Source organism: Streptomyces dryopteridis (assembly GCF_049606955.1).
Taxonomy (GTDB): Bacteria; Actinomycetota; Actinomycetes; order Streptomycetales; family Streptomycetaceae; genus Streptomyces.
Genome location: NZ_CP187113.1, coordinates 4,372,941 through 4,395,781, shown reverse-complemented (window position 1 = coordinate 4,395,781; position 22,841 = coordinate 4,372,941). Strand labels below are relative to the sequence as shown.

At 73.9% G+C, this 22,841-nt stretch carries 19 protein-coding genes and 1 tRNA gene; 12 read left to right on the top strand and 8 right to left on the bottom strand.

Features of this window, described 5'->3' with window-relative positions; translation table 11 throughout:
- The first annotated feature begins 25 nt into the window (after positions 1 to 25).
- Complete coding sequence (locus ACN20G_RS18835) at positions 26 to 949, top strand: D-alanyl-D-alanine carboxypeptidase family protein (RefSeq protein ID WP_424215574.1); 924 nt, start codon at positions 26 to 28, stop codon at positions 947 to 949.
- A gap of 190 nt (positions 950 to 1,139) precedes the next feature.
- Here the strand turns inward: ACN20G_RS18835 and ACN20G_RS18830 are convergent, their stop codons facing one another.
- Positions 1,140 to 2,309 carry a steroid 3-ketoacyl-CoA thiolase gene (locus tag ACN20G_RS18830; protein WP_424213960.1) on the bottom strand — a complete coding sequence of 390 codons (1,170 nt, stop codon included), beginning with the start codon at positions 2,307 to 2,309 and terminating at the stop codon, positions 1,140 to 1,142.
- Between the two features lie 324 nt (positions 2,310 to 2,633).
- Between ACN20G_RS18830 and ACN20G_RS18825 the strand changes: the two genes are divergently transcribed.
- On the top strand, positions 2,634 to 3,929 hold the full coding sequence (locus ACN20G_RS18825; protein ID WP_424213959.1) for a cytochrome P450: 1,296 nt from the start codon (positions 2,634 to 2,636) through the stop codon (positions 3,927 to 3,929).
- Positions 3,930 to 4,147: 218 nt separating this feature from the next.
- Positions 4,148 to 4,519 carry an antibiotic biosynthesis monooxygenase family protein gene (locus tag ACN20G_RS18820; protein ID WP_424213958.1) on the top strand — a complete coding sequence of 124 codons (372 nt, stop codon included), beginning with the start codon at positions 4,148 to 4,150 and terminating at the stop codon, positions 4,517 to 4,519.
- A gap of 224 nt (positions 4,520 to 4,743) precedes the next feature.
- Here the strand turns inward: ACN20G_RS18820 and ACN20G_RS18815 are convergent, their stop codons facing one another.
- On the bottom strand, positions 4,744 to 5,178 hold the full coding sequence (locus tag ACN20G_RS18815) for a nuclear transport factor 2 family protein (protein ID WP_424213957.1): 435 nt from the start codon (positions 5,176 to 5,178) through the stop codon (positions 4,744 to 4,746).
- A 108-nt stretch (positions 5,179 to 5,286) separates the two neighbouring features.
- Between ACN20G_RS18815 and ACN20G_RS18810 the strand changes: the two genes are divergently transcribed.
- Positions 5,287 to 5,943 carry a GNAT family N-acetyltransferase gene (locus ACN20G_RS18810; RefSeq protein WP_424213956.1) on the top strand — a complete coding sequence of 219 codons (657 nt, stop codon included), beginning with the start codon at positions 5,287 to 5,289 and terminating at the stop codon, positions 5,941 to 5,943.
- 27 nt (positions 5,944 to 5,970) lie between these two features.
- Here the strand turns inward: ACN20G_RS18810 and ACN20G_RS18805 are convergent, their stop codons facing one another.
- Positions 5,971 to 8,100 carry an MFS transporter gene (locus ACN20G_RS18805; RefSeq protein WP_424213955.1) on the bottom strand — a complete coding sequence of 710 codons (2,130 nt, stop codon included), beginning with the start codon at positions 8,098 to 8,100 and terminating at the stop codon, positions 5,971 to 5,973.
- A gap of 451 nt (positions 8,101 to 8,551) precedes the next feature.
- Between ACN20G_RS18805 and ACN20G_RS18800 the strand changes: the two genes are divergently transcribed.
- From ACN20G_RS18800 to ACN20G_RS18765, 8 genes are all read left to right on the top strand, one after another.
- Positions 8,552 to 10,903, top strand: coding sequence for a peptidoglycan-binding protein (locus ACN20G_RS18800; RefSeq protein WP_424213954.1), 2,352 nt, complete (start codon positions 8,552 to 8,554; stop codon positions 10,901 to 10,903).
- A 787-nt stretch (positions 10,904 to 11,690) separates the two neighbouring features.
- Entirely contained in the window at positions 11,691 to 12,389 is a 699-nt protein-coding gene (locus ACN20G_RS18795) for an HAD-IA family hydrolase (protein ID WP_424213953.1), read from the top strand.
- A 374-nt stretch (positions 12,390 to 12,763) separates the two neighbouring features.
- Entirely contained in the window at positions 12,764 to 13,423 is a 660-nt protein-coding gene (locus tag ACN20G_RS18790; protein WP_424213952.1) for an HNH endonuclease family protein, read from the top strand.
- 206 nt (positions 13,424 to 13,629) lie between these two features.
- Positions 13,630 to 15,369, top strand: coding sequence for an alkaline phosphatase D family protein (locus ACN20G_RS18785; protein WP_424213951.1), 1,740 nt, complete (start codon positions 13,630 to 13,632; stop codon positions 15,367 to 15,369).
- A 405-nt stretch (positions 15,370 to 15,774) separates the two neighbouring features.
- The gene (locus tag ACN20G_RS18780; protein ID WP_424215573.1) at positions 15,775 to 16,236 is read left to right on the top strand and encodes a DoxX family protein; all 462 of its coding nucleotides are present in this window, start codon (positions 15,775 to 15,777) and stop codon (positions 16,234 to 16,236) included.
- Between the two features lie 263 nt (positions 16,237 to 16,499).
- A complete protein-coding gene (locus ACN20G_RS18775) occupies positions 16,500 to 17,156 on the top strand; it encodes a DedA family protein (RefSeq protein ID WP_424213950.1) in 657 nt (218 codons plus the stop codon).
- Between the two features lie 315 nt (positions 17,157 to 17,471).
- On the top strand, positions 17,472 to 18,113 hold the full coding sequence (locus ACN20G_RS18770; RefSeq protein ID WP_424213949.1) for a hypothetical protein: 642 nt from the start codon (positions 17,472 to 17,474) through the stop codon (positions 18,111 to 18,113).
- Positions 18,114 to 18,301: 188 nt separating this feature from the next.
- Positions 18,302 to 19,198, top strand: a complete 897-nt coding sequence (locus ACN20G_RS18765; RefSeq protein WP_424213948.1) for a universal stress protein — start codon at positions 18,302 to 18,304, stop codon at positions 19,196 to 19,198.
- Positions 19,199 to 19,224: 26 nt separating this feature from the next.
- Here ACN20G_RS18765 and ACN20G_RS18760 read toward each other — a convergent pair whose 3' ends face one another.
- From ACN20G_RS18760 to ACN20G_RS18740, 5 genes are all read right to left on the bottom strand, one after another.
- Positions 19,225 to 19,476: a DUF2277 domain-containing protein gene (locus ACN20G_RS18760; protein ID WP_424213947.1), complete on the bottom strand. Its 252-nt coding sequence runs from the start codon at positions 19,474 to 19,476 to the stop codon at positions 19,225 to 19,227.
- 7 nt (positions 19,477 to 19,483) lie between these two features.
- On the bottom strand, positions 19,484 to 20,134 hold the full coding sequence (locus ACN20G_RS18755) for a TRADD-N-associated membrane domain-containing protein (RefSeq protein ID WP_424213946.1): 651 nt from the start codon (positions 20,132 to 20,134) through the stop codon (positions 19,484 to 19,486).
- A gap of 94 nt (positions 20,135 to 20,228) precedes the next feature.
- Positions 20,229 to 21,536 carry a restriction endonuclease gene (locus tag ACN20G_RS18750; RefSeq protein WP_424213945.1) on the bottom strand — a complete coding sequence of 436 codons (1,308 nt, stop codon included), beginning with the start codon at positions 21,534 to 21,536 and terminating at the stop codon, positions 20,229 to 20,231.
- Positions 21,537 to 21,698: 162 nt separating this feature from the next.
- Positions 21,699 to 21,773, bottom strand: a tRNA-Val gene (locus ACN20G_RS18745).
- A gap of 163 nt (positions 21,774 to 21,936) precedes the next feature.
- Positions 21,937 to 22,746, bottom strand: a complete 810-nt coding sequence (locus ACN20G_RS18740) for an RNA-guided endonuclease TnpB family protein (RefSeq protein WP_424213944.1) — start codon at positions 22,744 to 22,746, stop codon at positions 21,937 to 21,939.
- Between the last annotated feature and the right edge of the window lie 95 nt (positions 22,747 to 22,841).

The window sequence follows — 22,841 nt, the reverse complement described above, 5'->3', positions numbered from 1 at the left end:
AAGGACTGAAGTGATCTCCACACTCATGCGGCGCGCCAAGGGCACGCTCGCCATGGCCATCGCCACCGGCGCCCTGCTCACGGCCACCGCCCCCGCCCAGGCCGCCGCCGCGCCCGCCGTCACCGCGGCCGGCGCGATCGTCATCGACGCCGCCGACGGCGCCACGCTCATGGCCAAGGACGCCGACACCAAGCGCCCCATGGCCAGCACCACGAAGATCATGACCGCCGTGGTCGTCACCACCACGCCGGGCCTGGACCTGGACCAGAAGGTCACCGTCAAGCAGACCTATCTGGACTACGTCTACCTCAAGGGGGCGAGCTCGGCCCAGCTCAAGGCCGGCGCGACCCCGACGGTCCGCCAGCTGCTGTACGGGATGATGCTGCCCTCGGGCTGCGACGCCGCGTACGCCCTCGCCGACACCTTCGGCACCGGCACGACCACAGCGGCCCGCACGGCGGACTTCGTCGCGAAGATGAACGCCAAGGCGACGGAACTCGGTCTGACCAACACCGTCTACGACTCCTTCGACGGCATCTCCCCCACCGGCAACAACCTCACCAGCCCCCGCGACCTCGCCAAGCTCACCCGGCACGCCATGGCCGACCCGATGTTCCAGAACCTGGTGAAGGCCACCACCTACAGCAGCGGGGGCACGGCCACCGTCGCCAACTGGAGCAACAGCAACCTCCTCGTCCAGCCGCGTCCGACCGGGTACGGCTACCCGGGCGCGATCGGGGTCAAGACCGGCACCACCACGCCCTCCGGCAAGTGCCTGGTCTTCGCCGTCAACCGCAACGGCAAGACCGTCATCGGCGTCCTCCTCAACGACGAGGAGCGCTACATGGACTCCATGGCCCTGGCCGACTGGGCACTCGGCCCGGTCGCCGGGTCCAAGGCCGCCCTCCGGCGCAGCAACACCGACCCCATCCCCGACGTCCTCGACTGACCCGTCGCGGAAACCACGCTGTCGGATCTCACAGCCGCCGCGTGACGCGTGGAAAGGCCCCGCCGTCGCTCTCCCCAGATGCGACGGCGGGGTCTTGTTTTCCGTCCCCCCATCCCACGGGGCGACACCGGCTCCCCCGCCCGCGCCGTGCGCTCGGGCGGGGAGGCCGAGTTTCAGGGGTGCCGGCGGATCACAGGCGCTGGATGATGGTGCCGGTGGCCAGGCCGCCGCCCGCGCACATCGTGATCAGCGCGAACTCCTTGTCCGTGCGCTCCAGTTCGTGCAGGGCGGTGGTGATGAGCCGCGCGCCCGTGGCGCCCACGGGGTGGCCGAGCGCGATGGCGCCGCCGTTGACGTTGACCTTCTCCAGGTCCTGGTCGAAGACCCGCGCCCAGCTCAGCACGACCGAGGCGAATGCCTCGTTGATCTCCACGAGGTCGATGTCCTTGAGGGACATGCCGGCCTTGCCGAGCACGGTGCGGGTCGCGTCGATGGGCCCGTCGAGGTGGTAGTGCGGGTCGGCGCCGACGAGTGCCTGGGCGACGATCCGGGCGCGCGGTTTCAGCTTGAGGGCGCGGGCCATCTTGCGGGAGGCCCACATGACGGCGGCGGATCCGTCGGAGATCTGGGAGGAGTTGCCGGCGGTGTGGACGGCGGTGGGCATCACGGTCTTCAGGCGGGCCAGCGCCTCGGGGGAGGTGTCGCGCAGGCCCTCGTCGCGGTCCACGAGCCGCCACATGCCCTGCCCGGCGGCCTGCTCCTCCTCGGTGGTGGGGACCTGCACGGCGAAGGTCTCGCGCTTGAAGCGCTCCTCGCCCCACGCGGTCGCCGCGCGCTGTTGGGAGAGCAGGCCGAGGCCGTCGACGTCGGCGCGGGTCAGGCCGCGGTTGCGGGCGATGCGTTCGGCGGCCTCGAACTGGTTGGGGAGGTCGACGTTCCACTCGTCGGGAAACGGCTTGCCGGGCCCGTGCTTGGAGCCGGAGCCGAGCGGCACGCGGCTCATGGCCTCGACCCCGCAGGCGATGCCGATGTCGATGACACCGGAGCTGATCATGTTGGCGACCATGTGGTTGGCCTGCTGGCTGCTGCCGCACTGGCAGTCCACCGTGGTGGCGGCGGTCTCGTAGGGCAGGCCCATGGCGAGCCAGGCGGTGCGCGCCGGGTTCATGGACTGTTCGCCGGCGTGGGTGACGGTGCCGCCGACGATCTGTTCGACGCAGTCGGCACGGATGCCGGTGCGGGCGAGGACCTCTCGGTAGGTCTCGCCCAGCAGGTAGGCGGGGTGGAGGTTGGCGAGCGCGCCGCCGCGCTTGCCGATCGGGGTGCGTACGGCCTCGACGATGACGGGTTCCGCGGCCATGAAGCTCGTCCTCTCCTGCACAGCGGCGGGCGGGCCGTCCCGGCGACCCGCCCCGACTCCCGCGTAACTAGTACGCGTTCTAGTTCTATCGCCAGTCTTAGTGCGCCCACCCCGAGGGGCGCAAGGGGCGTGCACGCGATGCGCACGCTTTTCCCACACCCCGGGAGGTCAGGGCGTACCGGGCCGGGGCGAAAGGGGCGCGGGGCGTGCGCCGGCGCGAGGAAGAGGCTCCGCCACGACCCTTGTCACCTGTGAAACTCGTTACTACCGTCTTGGCAACTTCTGATGGGCCGTCAGACATTCGTCAGACTTGGAGTCGCCCCGATGACCTGTCCCGCGATGCCCGACGGAACCGACGCCTCCGACGCGTTCGCCGGTTTCGACGCCACCGACCCCGACCTGCTCCAGGAGCGGGTCCCGTACCCCGAGTTCGCGCGGCTGCGGCAGACCGCGCCCGTGTGGTGGTGCCCGCAGCGGCGCGGCATCACCGGATTCGACGACGAGGGGTACTGGGTCGTCACCCGGCACGCGGACGTCAAGTACGTCTCCACGCACCCCGAGATCTTCTCCTCCAACATCAACACCGCGATCATCCGTTTCAACGAGCACATCGCCCGTGACGCCATCGATGCCCAGCGACTGATCATGTTGAACATGGACCCGCCGGAACACAGCCGGGTCCGCCAGATCGTGCAGCGCGGTTTCACGCCACGCGCCATCCGGGCCCTGGAGGACGCGCTGCGCGACCGGGCCCGCAAGATCGTGACGGAGGCGCGCGCGGAGGCGGAGACGGCGGGCGGCGACGGCTCGTTCGACTTCGTCACGAGGGTGGCCTGCGAACTGCCGCTTCAGGCGATCGCCGAGCTGATCGGGGTGCCGCAGGAGGACCGGGGGCGCATCTTCGAGTGGTCGAACAAGATGATCGGGTACGACGACCCGGAGTTCGCGATCACGGAGGAGGTCGGCGCGGGCGCGGCCATGGAGCTGATCGCGTACGCGATGAACATGGCGGCGGACCGCAAGAAGTGCCCGGCCAAGGACATCGTCACGCAGTTGGTGGCGGCGGAGGGGCAGGGCAACCTCAGCTCGGACGAGTTCGGGTTCTTCGTGCTGGTGCTGGCGGTGGCCGGAAACGAGACCACGCGCAACGCCATCAGTCACGGCATGCACGCCTTCCTCACCCACCCCGAGCAGTGGGAGCTGTACAAGGAGACGCGGCCGGCGACGGCGGCGGAGGAGATCGTGCGCTGGGCGACCCCGGTGGTCTCCTTCCAGCGGACCGCGACCCGGGACACCGAACTCGGCGGCCAGAAGATCAAGGCGGGTGACCGGGTCGGCATCTTCTACTCCTCCGCCAACCACGACCCCGAGGTCTTCGACGCCCCCGAGAGCTTCGACATCACCCGGGACCCGAACCCGCACCTGGGATTCGGTGGCGGCGGGCCGCACTTCTGCCTGGGCAAATCGCTGGCGATCCTGGAGATCGACCTGATCTTCAACGCGATCGCGGACGTGCTGCCGGACCTGCGCGCGGCGGGACCCGAACCGCGCCGGCTGCGGGCGGCGTGGCTGAACGGCGTCAAGGAACTGCGCGTGACGACGGCCCCGCCGACCGACTGAGCCCGCGCGCGGCGGTCGCCGTCGGCGGGCGGTGAGGCGCGGGCGGGCGGTGAGCCGTCGGCGGGCGGCGCCGCGGCCGGTGATCCGGCGTCCGCGGCGGCATCGAGTGGCGGACGCCGCCGACCGGGCGGAACATGACAGAACGCGACGATCCACCCCGCGCGGGCCGACCGGGCCCGCGCGGGGCGCGCGTGCTGGGCGCGCCTAGGATGAGCGCCATGAGCATCGTCAAGATCAATGTGCTAGAGGTTCCGGCGGACCAGCGCGAGGTGCTGGAGAAGCGCTTCGCTTCCCGCGCGGGCACGGTGGAGAGCTCCGACGGTTTCGAGTGGTTCGAGCTGCTGCGCCCGGTGGAGGGCACGGACCAGTACCTGGTCTACACCCGCTGGCGTGACGAGGAGTCCTTCCAGGCGTGGATGGAGGGCCCGATGAAGGCGGCCCATCAGCGCGGTGCGGGCGCGGGCACGGGCGCTCAGGGCGGGGCGCACGGGGGCGCGGAGGGCGAGAAGCCGGCGCGCCCGGCCGCGGCCAACTCCACCCTGTGGTCGTTCGAGGTCGTCCAGCAGACGCCCCCGAAGCCCGCGGCCTGACGCGCACGGGGCCGGTGCTTTCCGGCCCCACGCCGCCCGCCGCACGCGCGTGCCCCCGCCGGCCCCCGCCCGCGGGGGCACAGTCACGCCGGGCCCGGAACGGGGGTCGCGCCGTGAGGGCGCCGAGGCCGGAACGGGGCCGGCCCGGAGGGCGCCCGAGGGCCCTGGGGCCGGTACGGACGACGCCGGGCCGGGCCCCCGCCGGGCCGCGTCGTCCGCCGCCGTCACCGGGCTTCGCCGGCGCCTTCTCCGGGGGCCTCGGCGTCGGCCCAGAACGCGTCGTGTTCGTCGAGGTCCTCGGAGCACTCGTCGATGTCGGTGATCTTCCCGCCGACGAGGGTGAAGAACAGCCCCTCGCGGATCTCGATGCCCCGGTCCCCGCGGTCGCCCATGGCGATGTGGAAGGCCATCACGTGGCCCCGGCCGTCGGCGAGGACGGAGCCGAGGCGGACGCGGAACGTGCCCCCGGTCTCCTCGCCGATCCTGCGGTACAGGTCGAGGACGGCCTGACGGCCCTTGTGGTGGCCCGAGAGCGGGTTGTCGCCGGGCACGTGGTGGATGACGTCCGCCGTCATCAGCGCGCCCAGGGCGTCGAGGTCCCCGGCGTCGAAGGCGGCGTAACCGCGTCGGATCACGGCGCAGTCCTGGTGTTCGGCCATGTTCGCTCACACCTTTCACCTGCACGAACGACCATTTCTCCTATCATCCGCCCGACCTTGTGGATAATCCACGGCACGCCGGCGGCCCACACGCGCACAATGACCCGCATGACCAGTGACACCACCGTCCGGCCCCTGCCCGACCCGCACGACGCCCCCGCCCCGCACGGCTCGACGCTCACCGCCGAGGCCACCGCGGCGGCGGCCGACAGCGGGGTCGGAGCGGTGCCCGTCGCCCCCTTGGCCGCGTTGCCGCCCGCTTCGGGCGAGTTCGCGTCGCGGCCGCGCCGCCCGTGGTCGATCGCGGCGGAGGACGTGCACGGGGCCGTGGCCATCACCCTGCGCGGGGCCTACTACGCGGAGGTCGCGAGCCGGTACTGGCACCGGCAGATCACGGCGGCGGAGCTCGCCGAGGGAATGGCGGAGCCGGTGGACGACCTCATACCCCCGGTCGGGACCTTCCTCGTCGGCCGGCTGGAGGGCACGCCGATGGCCTGCGCGGGTGTGCGAATGCTGGACGCGGACACGGCGGAGTTGACGCGGGTGTACGTCGCCCCGGCGGCCCGCGGCACGGGCGGCGGTTCGGCGCTGCTGACCCGTGTCGAGGACTCCGCCCGCGCCCTGGGCGCGACGCGCGTCCGGCTGGACACGCGCACGGACCTCGTGGAGGCCCGCGCCCTGTACGCCCGGCACGGCTATGAGGAGATCCCGGCCTACAACGACAGCCCGTACGCCCAGCACTTCTTCGAGAAGCACCTGTCCTGACGGCCGGGTCGGGGCCGGGGCCGGGGCTCACGAGGCCGAGTGGTCCCGGCGGGGTGCGGGGTGATGGGGTTCCTCGGCGTCGGATCCGCAGAGTTCGCCGTTGAGTTCGGCGACCAGGTCGGTCAGGTCGGTGGGCCGGTCCGGGCCCCACCAGTCGCCGAGGAGTTCCGCGAGGGACGCCTCCCGGGCGGCGGCCAGGCGGCCGGCGCTCTCGCGTCCGGTGTCGGTGAGGACGAGCGGCAGGCCCTCGCGGCGGGCGAGGCCGCGTTCCTCCAACTGCCGGGCCGCGTCGGTGATGGCCCGCAGCGGCACGTTGGTGCGTTCGGCCAGCATGCTCGGCTCGGTCGAACCGTACTTGCGGATCCGCAGCAGCATCCAGCTCGCGGCGGGCAACAGGTCGAAGCCCGCCGTGGCGGTGATCTTCTCATAGACCTGCTTGCGGCCCTGGAGGGTACCGAGCACGGACAGGGCGCGGGCGACCTCGTCACGGGAGGTGCGCTCGACGGGGTTGGAGGCGAGGGTCTCCGTCACGTCCGGGGCGGTGACGGAACCGCGCAGCTTGTCCTCGCGCAGGAACCAGGCGACGACGAAGGCGAGGAGCACGACGGGCACGGCGTACAGGAACACGTCGGTGATGGACTGGGCGTAGCCGTCCAGGACCCTCGGGCGCAGGTCGGGCGGGAGGAGCCCGATGGAGCGGGGGTCGGCCTCCAGCCGCTTGGCGTCGAGTCCGGGCGGGAGGGGCACTCCGGTGAGGGTGGCGGCGAGTTTGTCGTCGAGGCGGTTGGTGAAGATCGTGCCGAAGATGGCGACGCCGAAGGAGGCGCCGATGGAGCGGAAGAAGGTGGCGCCGGAGGTGGCAACGCCGAGGTCGGCGTAGCTGACGGCGTTCTGCACGACGAGCACGAGGACCTGCATCACGAGTCCGAGGCCGGTGCCGAACACGAAGAAGTAGAGGCTCATCTCCCACGTGGAGCTGGTGCGGTGGAGTTGGTGGAGGAGGAGCAGGCCGAGGGCGGTGACGGCGGTACCGGCGATGGGGAAGACCTTCCAGCGTCCGGTGCGGCTGACGATCTGGCCGGAGGTGGTGGAGGAGATCAGCATGCCGAGGACCATCGGCAGCATGTGCACGCCGGACATGGTGGGCGTGACGCCTTGGACGACCTGGAGGAAGGTCGGCAGGTAGACCATCGCGCCGAACATCGCGAACCCGACGATGAAGCTGATCACGGACGCGAGGGTGAAGGTCCGGATCCGGAACAGCTTGAGCGGGAGGACGGGTTCGACGGCGCGGCGCTCGACGGCGATGAAGGCCGCGAGGCAGACCAGGCCGAGCACGGCCAGCCCGATGATCATGCCGGAGGTCCAGCCCCAGGTGCCGCCGAGGGAGGCCACGAGCACGAGGCAGGTGGCGACGGAGGCGATGAGGAAGGTGCCCAGGTAGTCGATGGTGTGGCGGGAGGAACGGACCGGGATGTGGAGGGAGGCCGCGATGACGATCAGGGCGACGATGCCGATGGGGATGTTGATGTAGAAGACCCAACGCCAGGACAGGTGGTCCACGAACAGGCCGCCGAGGAGCGGGCCGAGGACGCTGGTCGCGCCGAACACGGCGCCGAACAGGCCCTGGTACTTGCCGCGTTCGCGGGGAGGCACGATGTCGCCGACGATCGCCATCGACAGCACCATCAGACCGCCGCCGCCGAGGCCCTGGAGGGCGCGGAAGCCGATGAGTTGCGGCATGTTCTGGGCGATGCCGCACAGGGCGGAGCCGATCAGGAACAGCACGATCGCGGCCTGGAACAACTTCTTGCGGCCGTACTGGTCGCCGAGCTTGCCCCAGAGGGGGGTGGCGGCGGTCGAGGCCAGCATGTAGGCGGTGACGACCCAGGACAGGTGCTCCATGCCGCCGAGGTCGCTGACGATCGTGGGCAGCGCCGTGGACACGATCGTCTGGTCCAGGGCGGCGATCAGCAGGCCCAGCAGCAGGGCGCCGATCGAGGCGAGCACCGCTCCGGACGCGTGCTCTCCGGCACCGGGCGGCCCGGCGGAACCGGGCCCCCCAGCGGCACCGCCGGGTCCGGTCGCGACGATCACCCCACCCTCGTCGACGACCCCCACCCGAGCCACGCGCCCGGCCCCGTCGGCGCCGGACATACCCGCCCTGGACGGCCCCGAGGACGCCGGGCCGGAGCCGGACGGCCCGGACGAACCCGGACCGGCGGCGGAGGACGCCCCGGAGGAAACCGGGTTCGAGGGCACCGGGCCGGAGGGCACCGGGCCGGAGGAGGAGGGCGGGCCCGACGGGCTCGGGCGGACGGTGCCGGCGGAGGACGGCGAGGGGGAGGCGGGAGGGGTGGGGGCGGGGGGCGGGCCGGAGGCGGAGGGGCGCCCGGTGGGTTCGGGCGACCGGCCGGAAGGGGTCGAGGGGTTCGGTTCCGGCGTGCTCTCGTCCTGCGCCATGTGGGCCTCCTCGGGCGGGTCGATCCCTCCATCCTGATCCTTTTACGCGGGTATGGCCTCTCGGGAGTGAGATGCGCCCCCGGGCCGGTTGGGGTGTGGGGGGTGGTTCTGGATAATCGCTGGCAGTTGTGAGGGAGGGGTTCCAGTGACCGCAGAGCAGTGTCCGGAGTGCGGCGCCGCGCGGGAGAACGAGAGCTGCGGGTGCGAAGCGCGCGCCGCCGGCTTCGAGATCCTGCGCGTGCGTCCGTACATGCCCGACCAGTCCGGCATGCCCGTTCCCGGTGAGCAGCCACCGCCGCCCGCCTTCCCCGGCCCCCTCGCGCCCCCCGCGGACCCGCCGTTCGGCACGCCGCCCGCGCCCGCCCCGCAGCCCCTTCCGGGCGACGCGGCGACCGTGCTCCTGCCCCCGATCCGCGACACCGCCCCGCCCCGGGAGCCCGGGCGAGGCCAGGGGCAGCCGCACGCGCGGTCCCAGGGCGGCGTCGAGCGACCGCCCGCCCCGCCCCGGCCGGAGGCCCCGGCAGCACCCGTCGGCCCCACGACGCACGCCACGGGCGGGACCCGAATACCGCCCGTCCCGGCGTACGAGATCCCCGCACCGGCCACCCCCGGTACGGCGCCCGTGGCCACGCCCGCGCACGCCGGGAGGCCCGTGCCGGACGCGGACACGGCACACGGGCAGGGCACCATGGCCGTGCCGCCCGCCCTGCCGCACCTCCCCGACCGTCCCGGCACACCGGATGCTCACGCCGCCGAGGGCCGCCCCCGCCCCGAGAGCGCCGAGGCCACGCCCCGGAAGCCCGCCGAGGCGCCCTCGGAGTACGCTCCCGCCCGCCCCGACCCCTCCGCGCGGTCCGATTCCGGCCACGCCCTGGTCGCCGCTCCCCCGGGCTCCGGCCGACACGCGTCCCCGTACGTCAGCCCCGAACCGCCGCCCGCGCACTCCACGGGGCACGGGTTCGCCCGGCCCCTGGCGGACACCTCGCCCTGGCCCGCGCCCGCGTCCGACGCGACCCGGGGCCACGGCGAACCCCTCGCCCCCACCGACCACGCCACATCGCCGCCCCCCGCACCGGCCCAGGTCCCGCTCTCCGACGAGACGATGCGCATGGCCCCCGTGCCCGCCGGCGACGACGCCGCGCCGCCGAACCCCCGCACCGGACCCGACGACGCCGTCACGCACTCCGGGGGCATCCCCGACGCCACCATGCGCATGGCCCCCGTGCCGGTCGCCGACGCCGCCGCGCCGCCGAACCCCCGGACCGGACCCGACAGCGCCGTCACACACTCCAGGGGCATCCCCGACGCCACCATGCGCATGGCCCCCGTGCCGGCCGGTGACCCCACGGACCGGCCCACCGCGTCCGCGACCGATCGGACGCCGGCCCGCCCCGGACCGCCGGCCCCCCACGCGCCCGCCGGCGCGGTCTCCGACGCGACGATGCGGATGGCCCCGGTTCCGCCCGGCCCCGCCACCCCGACCCCGCCGGCCACCGGGGCGGACGCGACCATGCGGATGCGCCCCGTGCCGCCCACCGGCCCGCCGGCCCCCGGGGCGGACGCCACCATGCGGATGCGCCCCGTCCCGGGCGGCCCGACGCCCGCGCCGCACCCGCCGGCCACACCCCCGTACGCCCCCTCGCCCTCGATCGGCGGCGGCCTCGGCGGCTCGTTCGTCGACACGAACGCGCTGTTCCGTGCCGACGACGGCCCCACGCCCGCCCCCGGCACCACCGCCGCCTTCGGGGCCCCGGCGCCGGGCCGCACCGTGCCCCGGACCGAGACGACCACGCAACTCCCACCCGTCCCGCCGGGCCCGGTGGGTCCCGGCCGCATCCCGCCACCACGCATCCCCGGCGTAGGCGGTCCACACGGGCCGGGCGCGACCGCATCAGCGTTCACACCCGACCCCGAACCCCGACGACGACGCCAGTGGGGCCTGCCCCTGCTGGGCGCGGTGACCGCGTTGGCCGTGATCGGGGTGATCGCCTTCGTGTCCGGCTTCTTCGACGGGGCGCTGCCCCGGGGCGAGGCCCGCCCCCAGGTACTCGTGCCCAGTCCGATCGTCGGGTCCCTCGATCCCACGCCGTTGCCGAGCGCGTCGGCGGTGTCGCCCAGCGCGTCGGCTTCGGCGTCGGCCTCGGTGTCGCCGTCCGCGTCGCCCAGCCCGTCGGCTTCGCCGAGCAAGTCGCGGTCGGCGTCCCCGTCGCCGTCCCGAACGGCCTCGTCGTCTCCGAGTCCGACGAAGAGCACGAAGCCCTCCCCGCCCGCCCCTCCGACGGGGCCGACCCTGTCGCTGGGTTCGCGGGGGCCGGAGGTCGAACGCTTGCAGCAGCAGTTGAAGGCGGCCGGCTACTACGAACGGCGGATCGACGGGCGGTACAACTTCCCGACCCAGACGGCGGTGTACGAGTTCCAGCGGGACAACGGCATCCGTGAGGACCCGCCGGGCGTCTACGGCCCGGCCACCCGCCGAGCCCTGGAGGGCGGCTCCTGACCCGCTCACCGGGGCCCCGGCTCCGGACCGGGCCGGGGCCCCCGTCCCGGTCCACGCACCCACCCGACCAGGCCCAGGCGCCCACCCAGGCCGGCCCACCTCGGGCCACGCGCCCACCCAGGCCGACCCGACTCAGGCCACACGCCCACCCGGGCCCGTCCGGCCCAAGCCACGCGCCCACCCAGGCCGACCCGACTCAGGCCACGTGCCCATCCGGGCGGGCCCGGGCCTGGCCCAAATCCGCCCGGCCTGAAGCGTCCGGCTCGCGCTCACCCCGTCACGCCCGGCCCGCACCGGCTCCGGACCGGATGGTCCGCGCACGGCGCCCTGCCGCAAGGCCGAGGCGTGACGGCGGCCCCTTGGCCGTCGTCCGGGCCGCTCGGGACGGGGCGCATGCGCATGGTCGCGTCCGACCCGGGGCCCTGCGGGCCGGTGGGCGGCACGGGGAGGTGATGTCGGCCACGTCCCGTCCGCCTCCGGCGCGCGCCCAGGAGCGTCGCAGGATGTCGGTTCCCGCAGCGCACGCGGGTCCCGGTCCGGGTGAACGCCCGGCCGTCGGGGCCGCGTTCTCGGCGTGCGGCCCGCCGCGCGCCGCCGTCCGGCCCCGTGCGCCGCGCCGCCGCCCGCCTCGCCGTTGCGGCGTGGCGCGTGACCGGGGGCGGATCGCGCGTCCGGCACCCGGACAGGTTTTGTATCCTTGAGAAACAAAGTGGCTTCGCCCACACCCCCTGACCGGTGGGCGAAGCCGCTTGTCCCCCCGCACTCGCGCGCCCCTGGAGCCCCACCGATGCAGGCCGACACCACCCCCACCCCGTCCGCCGGCGCCCCCGAGGAGATCGTCCTCACCGCGAAGGCGCTGCTGCTGGACATGGACGGCACGATCGTCAACTCGGACGCCGTCGTCGAGCGCTGCTGGCGGGACTGGGCCGTGCGCAACGGGCTGGACCCCGACGCCGCCCTCAAGGTCGTCCACGGCCGGCAGGGCCACGCCACGATGGCCGCGCTCCTCCCCGACCGCCCGGTCGAGCTGAACATGGCCGACAACGCCGAGATGCTCGCCCGCGAGACCTCCGACCTGGACGGCGTGGTGCCGGTTCCCGGCGCGCCCGCCTTCATGGCCGCCCTCGACACGCTTCCGCACGCCCTCGTGACCTCCGCCGACCTCGGCCTGGCCACCGCCCGCATGGGCGCCGCCGAGCTGCCGATGCCCCGCGTGCGCGTGACGGCGGAGTCGGTGTCCGCGAGCAAGCCCGACCCGGAGGGCTTTCTGATGGGCGCCGAGGCCCTGGGCGTGGACCCGGCCGACTGCGTGGTCTTCGAGGACTCGGGCGCGGGCATCGCGGCCGGTCGCGCCGCCGGCATGCGGGTGATCGGCGTGGGCCCGCGGGCCGCCGAGCACGGGCCGACGGCGCACGTGCTCGACCTGACGTCCATCACGGTCAGCCCCGACCCCGAGGGCATCCGCCTGACGCTCCGCGCGGCCTGACGGACCCTCGGGCCCGCGCCAGCACCGCATCGGCGCCGCGCCCGCACCACACCCGCACAGCCCCCCGAACGCCCCGACGCATCCGCGTCGGGGCGTTCTCGCGTCCCCGCGCACGCCTCCTCACCCCACCCCCACCGCCCCACCCTTCCCCCGAGCCCCACCACCCCCACTCACCGGAGGCTCAACTTCCGCTTGAAAAGGGACCCTTGCACCCCTTGATGTGACGTGCCCATGTCGCCAGGCTGTCACCCGGCGCCCATCCCCACGTCACCGGGCGCCGCCACGCTGTCCGATCGAGCCCCCGTCCCGGGAGCCGCACGGTCCGGTCGGCCGTGGCCCGTTCCGCACCACTCGCCCCGCAAGGGAGTCCCCTCATGTCCCCCACCACGTCCTCCCGCACGTTCGGTGTCTACGCGCGTCGCCTCACCGCCGCGCTGATATCCGGGGCGGCCCTCGTCGCCCTGGCCGGTCCCACCGCCGAGGCCGCCCCGCCCACCCCGCTCAGCGCCGCCGACGCACGCGCCTGGCTCGCCGCCACGCCCGCGTCCCCCGCCGGGTCCACCAGCGGGTACAGCCGCGACCTCTTCCCGCACTGGAGCACCGTCTCCGGCACCTGCAACACCCGCGAGACCGTGCTCAAGCGCGACGGCGTCGGCGTGGTCACCGACTCCTCCTGCGCGGCCACCTCCGGCACGTGGTACTCGGAGTACGACGGCGCGACCTGGACCGCCGCCTCGGACCTCGACATCGACCACGTCGTCCCCCTCGCCGAGGCATGGCGCTCGGGCGCCGCCTCCTGGACCACGGCCAAGCGTCAACAGTTCGCCAACGACCTCACCCGGCCCCAGCTGATCGCGGTCACCGACAACGTCAACCAGGCCAAGGGCGACAAGGACCCCGCCGCGTGGCTCCCGCCGCGCACCGCGTACCGCTGCACGTACGCCCGCATGTGGGTGGGGACGAAGTCCTACTGGGGTCTGAGCGTCGACGCGGCGGAGAAGACCGCCCTCACCAACATCCTCTCCGCCTGCTGACCCTCCGCCCGACAGCACCCGCCCCGCCCCGCCCCGTCGCACTGAACCGGCCGTGCCCTCCTACGCGCACGTCCACACCCCCAACCCGTCCGCGCCCCCAGCTTCCCCCCGATCCTCCGGCCTCGGGATTCCGCCTCGGGAAGGATGGTCGGCACCCCCTCCCCCGCCCTACCGTGATCTCGAACACCACGGGGGAGGGGAACGTCATGGCGGCGTTGCGTCTGGGGCCGGTGCTGCGGCACGTGGACTGGGAGACCGGCCGGTCGGCCACGGTCTGGGTGGAGACCGACCGCCCCGGACCGGTGGAGGTCAGGTGCGCGGACGGGGCGGGCGGGGAGGCGCGCACGTTCCAGGTGGCGGGGCACCACTACGCCCTGGTGCACGTGACCGGACTGACCCCCGGCTCGACCACGGCCTACGAGGTGCTGCTCGACGACCGGCGCGTGTGGCCCCTGCCCGACGGACGGTTCCCCGACAGCAGCATCTCCACCCCGCGGCCCACGTCCGGACCGGGCCCGCGCACGGCCGGCACGGACGGCGGCCCCGGGGCCCGTCCCGAGGACCCGCCGCTGCGGATAGCGTTCGGCTCCTGCCGGCAGGCCGCCCCGCCCGCCGACCGGCGCGGGCCGCACGGCGCCGACGCCCTCGACACCCTCGCCGCGCGCCTCGCCGCCGACCCGACGGCCGAACGCCCCGACCTGCTGTTGCTCCTCGGCGACCAGGTGTACGCGGACGCCCTGTCCCGGGTCACGCGGGCCAAGGTCGCCCGCCGCCGGGGGGTGCGGGAGGCACCGGGTGCGGAGGTCGCGGACTACGAGGAGTTCACCTGGCTCTACGACGAGTCCTGGGGCGACCCGGAGATCCGCTGGCTGCTGTCGACCGTGCCCAGCCTGCAGATATTCGACGACCACGACATCAGCGACGACTGGAACACCAGCGCCGCGTGGGTCGCCGAGCGGCGGGCCCTGCCGTGGTGGCGGGAGCGGATCCTGGGCGGTCTGATGTCGTACTGGGTGTACCAACACCTGGGCAATCTCTCCCCCGCCGAGCTCTCCGACGACCCCGTCTTCCGCGAGGTCACGCAGGCGCCGGACGGCACCGAGGCCCTCCGGGCGTTCGCCGCCGCGGCCGACGCCGATCCGGGCGCGGTCCGGTGGAGCTACCGGCGGGACTTCGGGCGGACCCGGGTGGTGATGGTGGACACGCGGGCGGCCCGCGTCCTGGCGGAGGGCGCGCGGGCGATGCTGGACCCGGCGGAGGAGGAGTGGCTGCGGGAGAACGCCTCGGCGGGAATCGGGGGCGTGGACCACCTGTTGATCGGCTCCTCGTTGCCGTGGCTGATGCCGCCGATGATCCACGACGCGGAGGCGTGGAACGCGGCGTTGTGCCGGGGGGTGCGGGGCGAGCGGTGGGCGCGGATCGGGGAGGATCTGCGGCGGCGGTCGGATCTGGAGCACTGGCCGGCGTTCCCGTCGTCGTTCGCGGCGTTGACGGATCTGGTCGAACGGGTGGGCACGGGGCCGGCGGCGCCGGCGACGATCTGCGTGCTGTCGGGGGACGTGCATCACGCGTACGTGGCGGAGCCGATGGTGGCGACGGACTCGCGGGTGTTCCAGTTGACGTGTTCTCCGGTGCACAACTCCGTGCACTTCCTGGTGAATCTCGGGTTCCGGTTCGGTTGGTCCCGGGTCGGGCGGCGGTTGGGGAGGGCGTTGGCCCGGCACGGGCGGGTGGGGCGTCCGGTGGTGAGCTGGCGGCGGACGGGGGGTCCCTGGTTCGGGAATCAGCTGATGACGTTGACCCTGGCGGGTCGCGGGGCACGCCTGACGCTGGACCAGGCGCGGCGGCGGGGGCGTCGGGGTCGGGGGGAGGCGTGGTTGGAACGCGTGACGGACCGCGAGCTGACGCCGGCGGCGCGGACACCCGGGGAGCGAATACGCGGCTGACCGGGGCGGGGACCGACGGGACGGAAGCGGGTCGACGGGGGTCGCGCGCGGCAGTCGGGTGAGCTTTGGGCTCCGGCACGGGAAGGGGCCCGGTACCGGGAAAAGTCGCATGGTCCGATGATCCTCCGACCATGCGTCACGCCTTCGCGGCGTGCGGAGGGAGTCCCGGTGTCCGAGCTGCGCGACCGACCCGACCGCCATCCCCGACCCGACCGTCCCGACCATCCGGATCCGCATCCCGTGCGGGCCCGGTTCGGCCGGGCCCATCCACAACCGGGTGCCGCGTCCCACCAGGCGCATCCCGCCCATCACTCCCACCAACACCCGCATCACTCGCACCACCCGCATCACCATTCCCACCACCCGCCTCGGCGGCGGGGCCGGGTCGAGCGGGCGCGGGCGGCTCTGGAGCGGGCCCGTCCGTACGCGCTCGGACTGTTCCGCATCGTCTTCGGGCTCCTCTTCGCGACCCGAGGGGCGGCGGGGGTGTTCGGCGTGCCGGGGGGACACGCGGTGCCCTTCGGGACCTGGCCCGGGTGGTACGCGGCACTGATCCAGCTGTGTTGCGGGGTGTTGGTGCTGCTCGGGGTGGCGACGCGGCCGGCGGCGTTCCTCGCCTCCGGGTCGATGGCGTACGCCTACTTCGTCGTGCACCAGGGCAACGGGCTGCTGCCGATGGCCAACGGGGGCGAGGCCGCGGCGATCTACTGCTGGGCCTTCCTGCTGCTGGTGTTCACGGGACCGGGCGCGTTGCGCGCGTCGTTCGTGGGCGGGGGGGCGCGCCCGCCGGTCGGCGGACACGGGGAACGGCGGCCGCACGCGGTCGAGGACCCGGCGGCCCCGGGCCGCGAACCCGACACCGCCTGACCCCCACCCCGGACACGAGGAGCACACGGACCCCACGGCCCCGCCCCACCACGTGCCCGCCGGCCCCGCCCCACGGGGCGCCCGCCCGGCCCCCGTCCGCCGCATCCGCCCCGTCCGCCCTCCCCTTCCCCCTCTCCCCGTCCCCGGGCCCGCTGTCGGGCCGGGGGCGGGGGCGTGTCGTACGACGAGTACGCTGTGTGGCTGTCAACCGCCACCCCCGCCGACGCCCGTCGACTCGGCCGAACCGGACTGGGGAACCTGCGATGTCTGTGACCGGGCCACCGGCCGTCGAGGCCCTGGGAACCCTCCTGACCAACCCCTGGATCTACGCGGTGATCGCCGCCTCGATCCTCCTCGACGTCTTCCTCCCCGTGCTGCCCAGCGGTCTGCTGGTCGTCACCACCGCGGCCGCGGCGGCCGCCGGGGGTGCGGCGGGGCAGGCCGCGCATCCCGCGCAGCACGTGCCCGACCTCTGCCTGCTGGTGGTGTGCGCCGCCGGCGCGTCCGTCCTCGGCGACCTCGCCGCCTTCCGCCTGGCCCGACGGGGCGGGGCCCGCCTGGACCGCGCGATCTCCCGCTCACGGCGGCTGACGCGGGCCCAGGAAACCCTGGGGACGGCCCTGGCGCGCGGCGGCGGCGCCCTCGTCGTGATCGCCCGGTTCGCGCCGGCCGGGCGTTCGGTGGTGTCCCTGGGGGCCGGCAAGACGCATCGGACGGTGCGCCAGTTCCTGCCCTGGTCGGCGCTGGCCGGGATCACGTGGGCGGTCTACGGGGTGGTCCTGGGCTACTTCGGGACCCGGTGGCTGGGCGCGGCCTGGCTGGGCACGGCGGTGTCGGTGGTGGCGCTGTTCCTGGCCGGTTCGCTGGCGGTGTACGTGGTGCGCAGGACGCCCCCGCCCCGCCCGGTAGCGGCACCCTGACGCCCCGTCCGCCCCACCTCTCACGGACGCCGCCACGCTCTCCGCGCCCTCCTGACGGCCCGTCCGCAGCGGCGTGTCGCGACGTCAGACACCCGCCCGGACCGTCCCGCGCCCTCCCCGCGCGGCCCGCGGTCGGGGTTTCGGCGACACGCCGGGGCCGCTGACCCGCCCGGTGGACCGGGGTCACCCCTTCGCGCCTCTCGGTTCGCCGGGTTCGCCTCCTACTCCTAGCGTCCGAAGCACGGCGCCATCCGATTCCACGTCACATCCCTGCCCCGGGGGCGCCGGTTCGAGGAGCAACGAGGAGTCTCGCCCATGCCCGTCCGTTCCGTTCACACCGACATCTCCACCACCACCGTCACCGCCGGCACCACCTCCGCCTCCGGCGGTCGTCGCCGGGCCGCCGCCCTGCTGGGCGCGGCGGCGCTGGCCGCGCTGTCCCCGGCCGTTCTGGGCGGGGGCGCCGCCCAGGCCCAGGAGCAGCCGCAGGCGCCGGTCCCGGCCGTCGCGCAGCCGGCCGTGCAGCCCGCCGGGGGCGCCCCGGGCGGCAACCACCCGTTCGCGTACATCACGCCCAGCGTGGTCGCCCCGGGCGGCTACGTGGGTCTGAACCTGCAGGGCTGCGGGGGCGGCCAGAACGGTCGGGCCTGGTCCGAGGCATTCGGTCAGGTGCACCTGCGCGGCGACGGCCGCGGCTCGAACCTGTTCGGCAGCGCGACCGTGCACCACCGCATCGCGCCCGGGTCGTACATCGTCACCTTCGAGTGCGGCGAGGGCGGCGGCCGCAGCACCACGGCGCACCTCCAGGTGACCCCGGGCGCGGCCCGCGGTGGCCTCGGCGGCAGCATCGAGGGCCCGAGCACCACGCAGATGGCCTCGGGTGGCGCCATGGTCGCGGTCGCGCTGGGCGCGGGCGTGTGGGCCGTGCGGCGCCGTGCGGGCGCCGTGCGCGGCTGACGCGGGCGACGACGCCCGACGGGGCGCGTCGGGACGGATCGTTCCCGTCCCGACGCGCCCCGCGCCCGTTCCCCCGGCAGACGATCACCCGGGTCCTTGGTCCCGCCCCCTTCGGGGCTTTCCCCCCTCCCCCGCGGCCGTTCGTCCGGCGAGGCTGATGCCACGCACTCACCGCGCAAGGAGCAGCCATGGACCCGCGTCCCGTGATCGCAGCCGTAGACGGATCCGAGAACGGCACCCGGGCGTTGGAGTGGGCGATCGCCCAGGCCCTGATGGCGGGCGCGCCGCTGCGGATCGTGCACGCGCGCCTGTACATGAACTCGATGGCCTCCGTCCTGTCCGGCGCCTTCGACGAGGAGCGGCTCGACGACGACCCGGTGCTGATCAGGACGCGTGCCGCGCTCGCGGGCCGCACGGGCCTGCCGTCGGTGTCGTACGTCTCGCACCCGGGAACCCCCGACCACGTGCTGCCGGGCTTGGGCGAGGACGCCCAGTTGATGGTGCTCGGCTCGCGCGGGCGGGGCGGTTTCGCGTCGCTGCTGCTGGGGTCGAACGGGTTGGCGTGCGCGAGCCGCGCGGCGTGCCCGGTGGTGGTCGTGCCGCACGCCGAGCCGCCGCTGCGCGACCCGTACGGGCAGGTGGTGCTGGGGGTGAACAGCGCGGCGCCGGACGACAGCACCACGTTCTTCGCGTTCCGCGAGGCATCGCGGCGCGGGGCGCGGCTTCAGGTGGTGGTGGCGCATCCGTGGCCGGGGCCGATGTTCACGGCGGCCGGGACGATCACGACGGCGGCGCACGACGAGACGGCGGCCGGGCACGAGGTGACGGCGCTGGCGTCGGCGCACCTGCGTCCGCACACGCAGCGCTTCCCCGACGTGCAGGTGGAGCTGGTGGCGGCGCCGGGGGACGCGGCCGGGCACCTGGTGGCGGCCTCGCAGGCGGCGGACCTGATCGTGATCGGCCGGCACCGCAAGCGGCCGTTGTCGCCGCGGCTGGGGTCGGTGACGAACGCGGTGCTGCTGCACACGGCCTGCCCGGTGGCAGTGGTGCCGCTGGAGGAGGACGCGGTCCCGGTGGCGGCCTGACCGTTCCCGGCCCGTGCCGGACGGCCTCAGTCGTGGGCGTGCGGCGGGTGCTCGTCGTGCGCGGCACCGGCACCGCGCACGACGAGCCCGTCGAGCAGGGCCTGGGTGGCGGCGGCGACGGCGCGCACGGCCTCGTCGAACACCTCCCGGTTGTGCGCGGCCGGCGCGCGGAACCCGGACACCTTGCGCACGTACTGAAGCGCGGCGGCATGCACGTCCTCGCTGGTGGCCGTATGGGGCAGGGCGGGCGGTCTGAGGGTCTTGATGCTGCGGCACATGCCTCCACTATGGCCCCGGCCGGGCGGGCGCGGGTGCGGGAAGCTCGGCTCCGGACAGCTTGAGGATCAGTCCGGCCTGGAGCCGGCCCCGCAGCTCGGGGTCGCGCACGTCGGTGAGGAGGTCCACGGCGAGCTGCACGGACTCGGCGGCCCGGCGGTCCTCGCGCAGGGCCGCGGCCTGCTCGGACATGTGCCGCAGCGCGAGATCGGCCCGCCGGTGGAACAGCTGCCCGACGAGGGTCACGACCACGCCGACGGCGCTGGTCACGACCCCGAGGTACTGGTCCCCACCGCTCTCGGCCTTCCAGACGGCGAGGGCGACGCCGAGCAGCAGGATGGCGGCGCCGATCCCGGCGAACCGCTGGCTGATGACGAAGCTGCTGCGGGCCTGGGCGAGCCCGTAGGCGTAGTACTCCACGAGCAGTGGCGTGAAATCGTCCGTCCGGTCCCCGAGCTGTGCGGTCTGCGACAGCACCACGGACGCCGCGCCGTGCCCGGCCGCGGCCTCGGCACCGACTCGCAGCTCCTCGACGACCTCGACCCGGGCCTCCCCGCCCGGGCCCGTCGGCCCGCCGCCGCCCATCCGCCCGAGCAGCCGCTCCCGCTCCTGCTCGCGCTTGCGCTCGAACCCGCTCCCGTGCCGATCGTGCCACCACACCACCGCCACCCCACCCACAACGGCAGCCACCACCCCCAAGGCCCACCACCCCATCCCCCCACCCACGCTCTTCCTCCGTCACTCCGCGTCCCGCTCAGTCGAGCAGGATCTCCTCGGGCCGGCGCCACACCACCGGCACGTCGGCGCGCGTGATCAAATGCTCCACGCACGCACGCACATCGCCACCGTGGTCGTCGCGCGCCATGGCCCGCAATTCTCGTATCAGGTCGAGACCGCCGATCAGGGCGATCGGGTAGCGATCCTCCACCATCTCCAACTGGGCGGCTTCGGAGAACACCCCCGTGGTGACGAACGCCCCGATCCAGCCGCGCTGCAATCGGGCCACGACTCGTGCGATCTGTTCGGCGGAAACGGCCTGCGTGGGCTTCACACATTTGGCCTGGCCCAGAACGACCAGGGAGGTTCCCGCGATCCCCTTGCCCAGGTCCACACGTCCCACGAAATCGGCGCCGCCGTCGCCCGACCTGCGGGTCACCCAGCCTTCCCGGTACCCACCGCCGGTCGCGCCGCCCAGCACCCGGGCGGCCACCGCGGAGGCCACGTGCTCGAAATCGTGTTTGCGGTCATGGAACATCTCGTACACGGTCCGAAGGTCGATCGCCATCGGGTCGTCCTCCGCGGTCCTCTGCGCGCGCAGCGATCGGACGCGGGCACGCGCCACCCGGCGGCGGGTCCGGGGCAGGGACGTGTGTCCCTGCTCGACCCACTTGCGCCAGGACGCCGGAACCGCCGGCTGGTCGAAGACGGAGTTCGAGATCGACGGGTCCGCGAGCGCCCGCCGACGGGCCAGGATCCAGTCCCAGTCCACGGCGTCGCCCTCGGCGCTGAGGTCCAACAGCGCGATGTCGTACACGTAGTTGACGAATGGAAGGGCCTTGTCCTCGGACCACTGCACGATCCGTTCCGCCCGCTCGATGACGCCCAAACCACAGAACTCGACGAAGCCCTTGGGCTTCCCGTTCCGGGAGACTCCCCGGAATAGCAGCAGGGGCTCGGCGCCGGCGCGGTCCTCCGGTGTCAGACCGCGATGCCGTGCGAGGGCGGCGAGCATCGCCGCGTTCCCCCTGGTCTGCCCGATCTCCTCCTTCGACGTCGCCTTGTGGTCGCCGTAATAGCGCACGTGACCGTGTTCGAGGTCGAACGTGTCGTGCCAGGGGGTCTGAGACGTGCCGGCTTTCGCCGGACTGGATCGTAGGAGGATGACGGGCCGCGGCCCCTCGCCGGCGGCGGTTCGGCGCCCCACGGCGTTGATCCCCGATTCGAGCAACGCCCTGGTGTGTTCGTGCGACTCGGTGACCCAGAGATAGTTCGGCAGACCGTCGATCTCGGCCGGCTCGGGCCCCTCCGTGACCGCTTTGCGATAGCGGTACACCTGGCCCATTCGCAGCTCTCGCCCCATCGTCACCTCTCCGCCACTCCGCACACACGCCGAACGTTCCGGTGGCGATGATGACGCACGGGTACGACATCGGGCCCGATGGGGGGTGCGGGTCCGGGCAACGTCACAGGCCCCCGACCGGGGGGCGGGGGCCTGTGGTGGCGCTGGTGGGCGCGGACGGTTTCGAACCGCCGACATCTGCTTTGTAAGAGCAGCGCTCTACCCCTGAGCTACGCACCCGTGGACGAGGGGACAGCCTACACGGAGCGCGGGGCCCGGACACAAACCCGTGGGGGTGGGGGAGAATGGGAGGGGCATGGCGGACCGACGCGGTACGAGAGAGGGATTTTGGCTCCTCCCCTTCCCTGAACGGGAAGAGGATTCCCGGCTCTCAGCCCGCCCCTCAGCAGGTGGCGGGCCCTGCGGGATCAACGCAGTCGAGATCGGCGCCGGCCGGGTCGAGACCTGCCCGGACGAGCATCACGCGTGCGGAGTTCTTGTCCCTGGGGGACGCGGTTCCGCAGGCGACGCACGTGAAGGTTCGTCGGGAAAGGGGCAGTGCGTGCTTGGCTCTCGCTCCGCACCGTGCGCAGTCCGTGGTGGTGTGCGCGGGGTGGATCAGGTGGACGGTCCGGCCGTGTTTGCGGGCCTGTTCGATCAGGGCGGTCCTGGCCGCGCCGATCGCGGCGTCGGCCGCCTTGCGGGCCATGGTGGTCTTCGCCAGGAACGTCGGGCGGAAGTCCTCCACGGCGAGCCGGTCGAAGTCGCGGACGACGCGTTTGGCCCAGGTGCGGGCGGTGTCCTGGCGCTGTCGGGCGATCTTCTTCGACACCTTCGCCGCCGCCCTGCGGGCCTTGCGGTACCCGGCGGTGTCGGGCCGGTTCCTCGGGGTCGCCCGGCGGGCCATCATCCGCTGGTAGCGGGCCAACTTCCCGGCCGCGGTCTTCGCGGACGGCAGCTCACGCGACCGCACCATCGACCGCCTCGCCCCGGTCAACATCCGGTCCAACCCCGCCGGACCACACGTGACCCGCTCCCCAGTGGCCCGGTTCCGCGCGTGAACCCTCCGGGCCACCGCCACACACTCGTTCCACACCCACCGACACCGCGCCCACTCACTCTCAAGACCGGCGAGCGCGGAGGACGACACGCGCAGCCGAAAGGTGTACCGGGCACGCCCGGGCTCCTGACCGGCCGTCAGTGTTGTCGCCATGCCACGGAACGTAACAGTCCGCCATCCCTGCCGAAGGAACAATCCGAGAGAGAATCCATGTGCGATGAATCCCGGCGCTTCGCGCCACCGCTCCA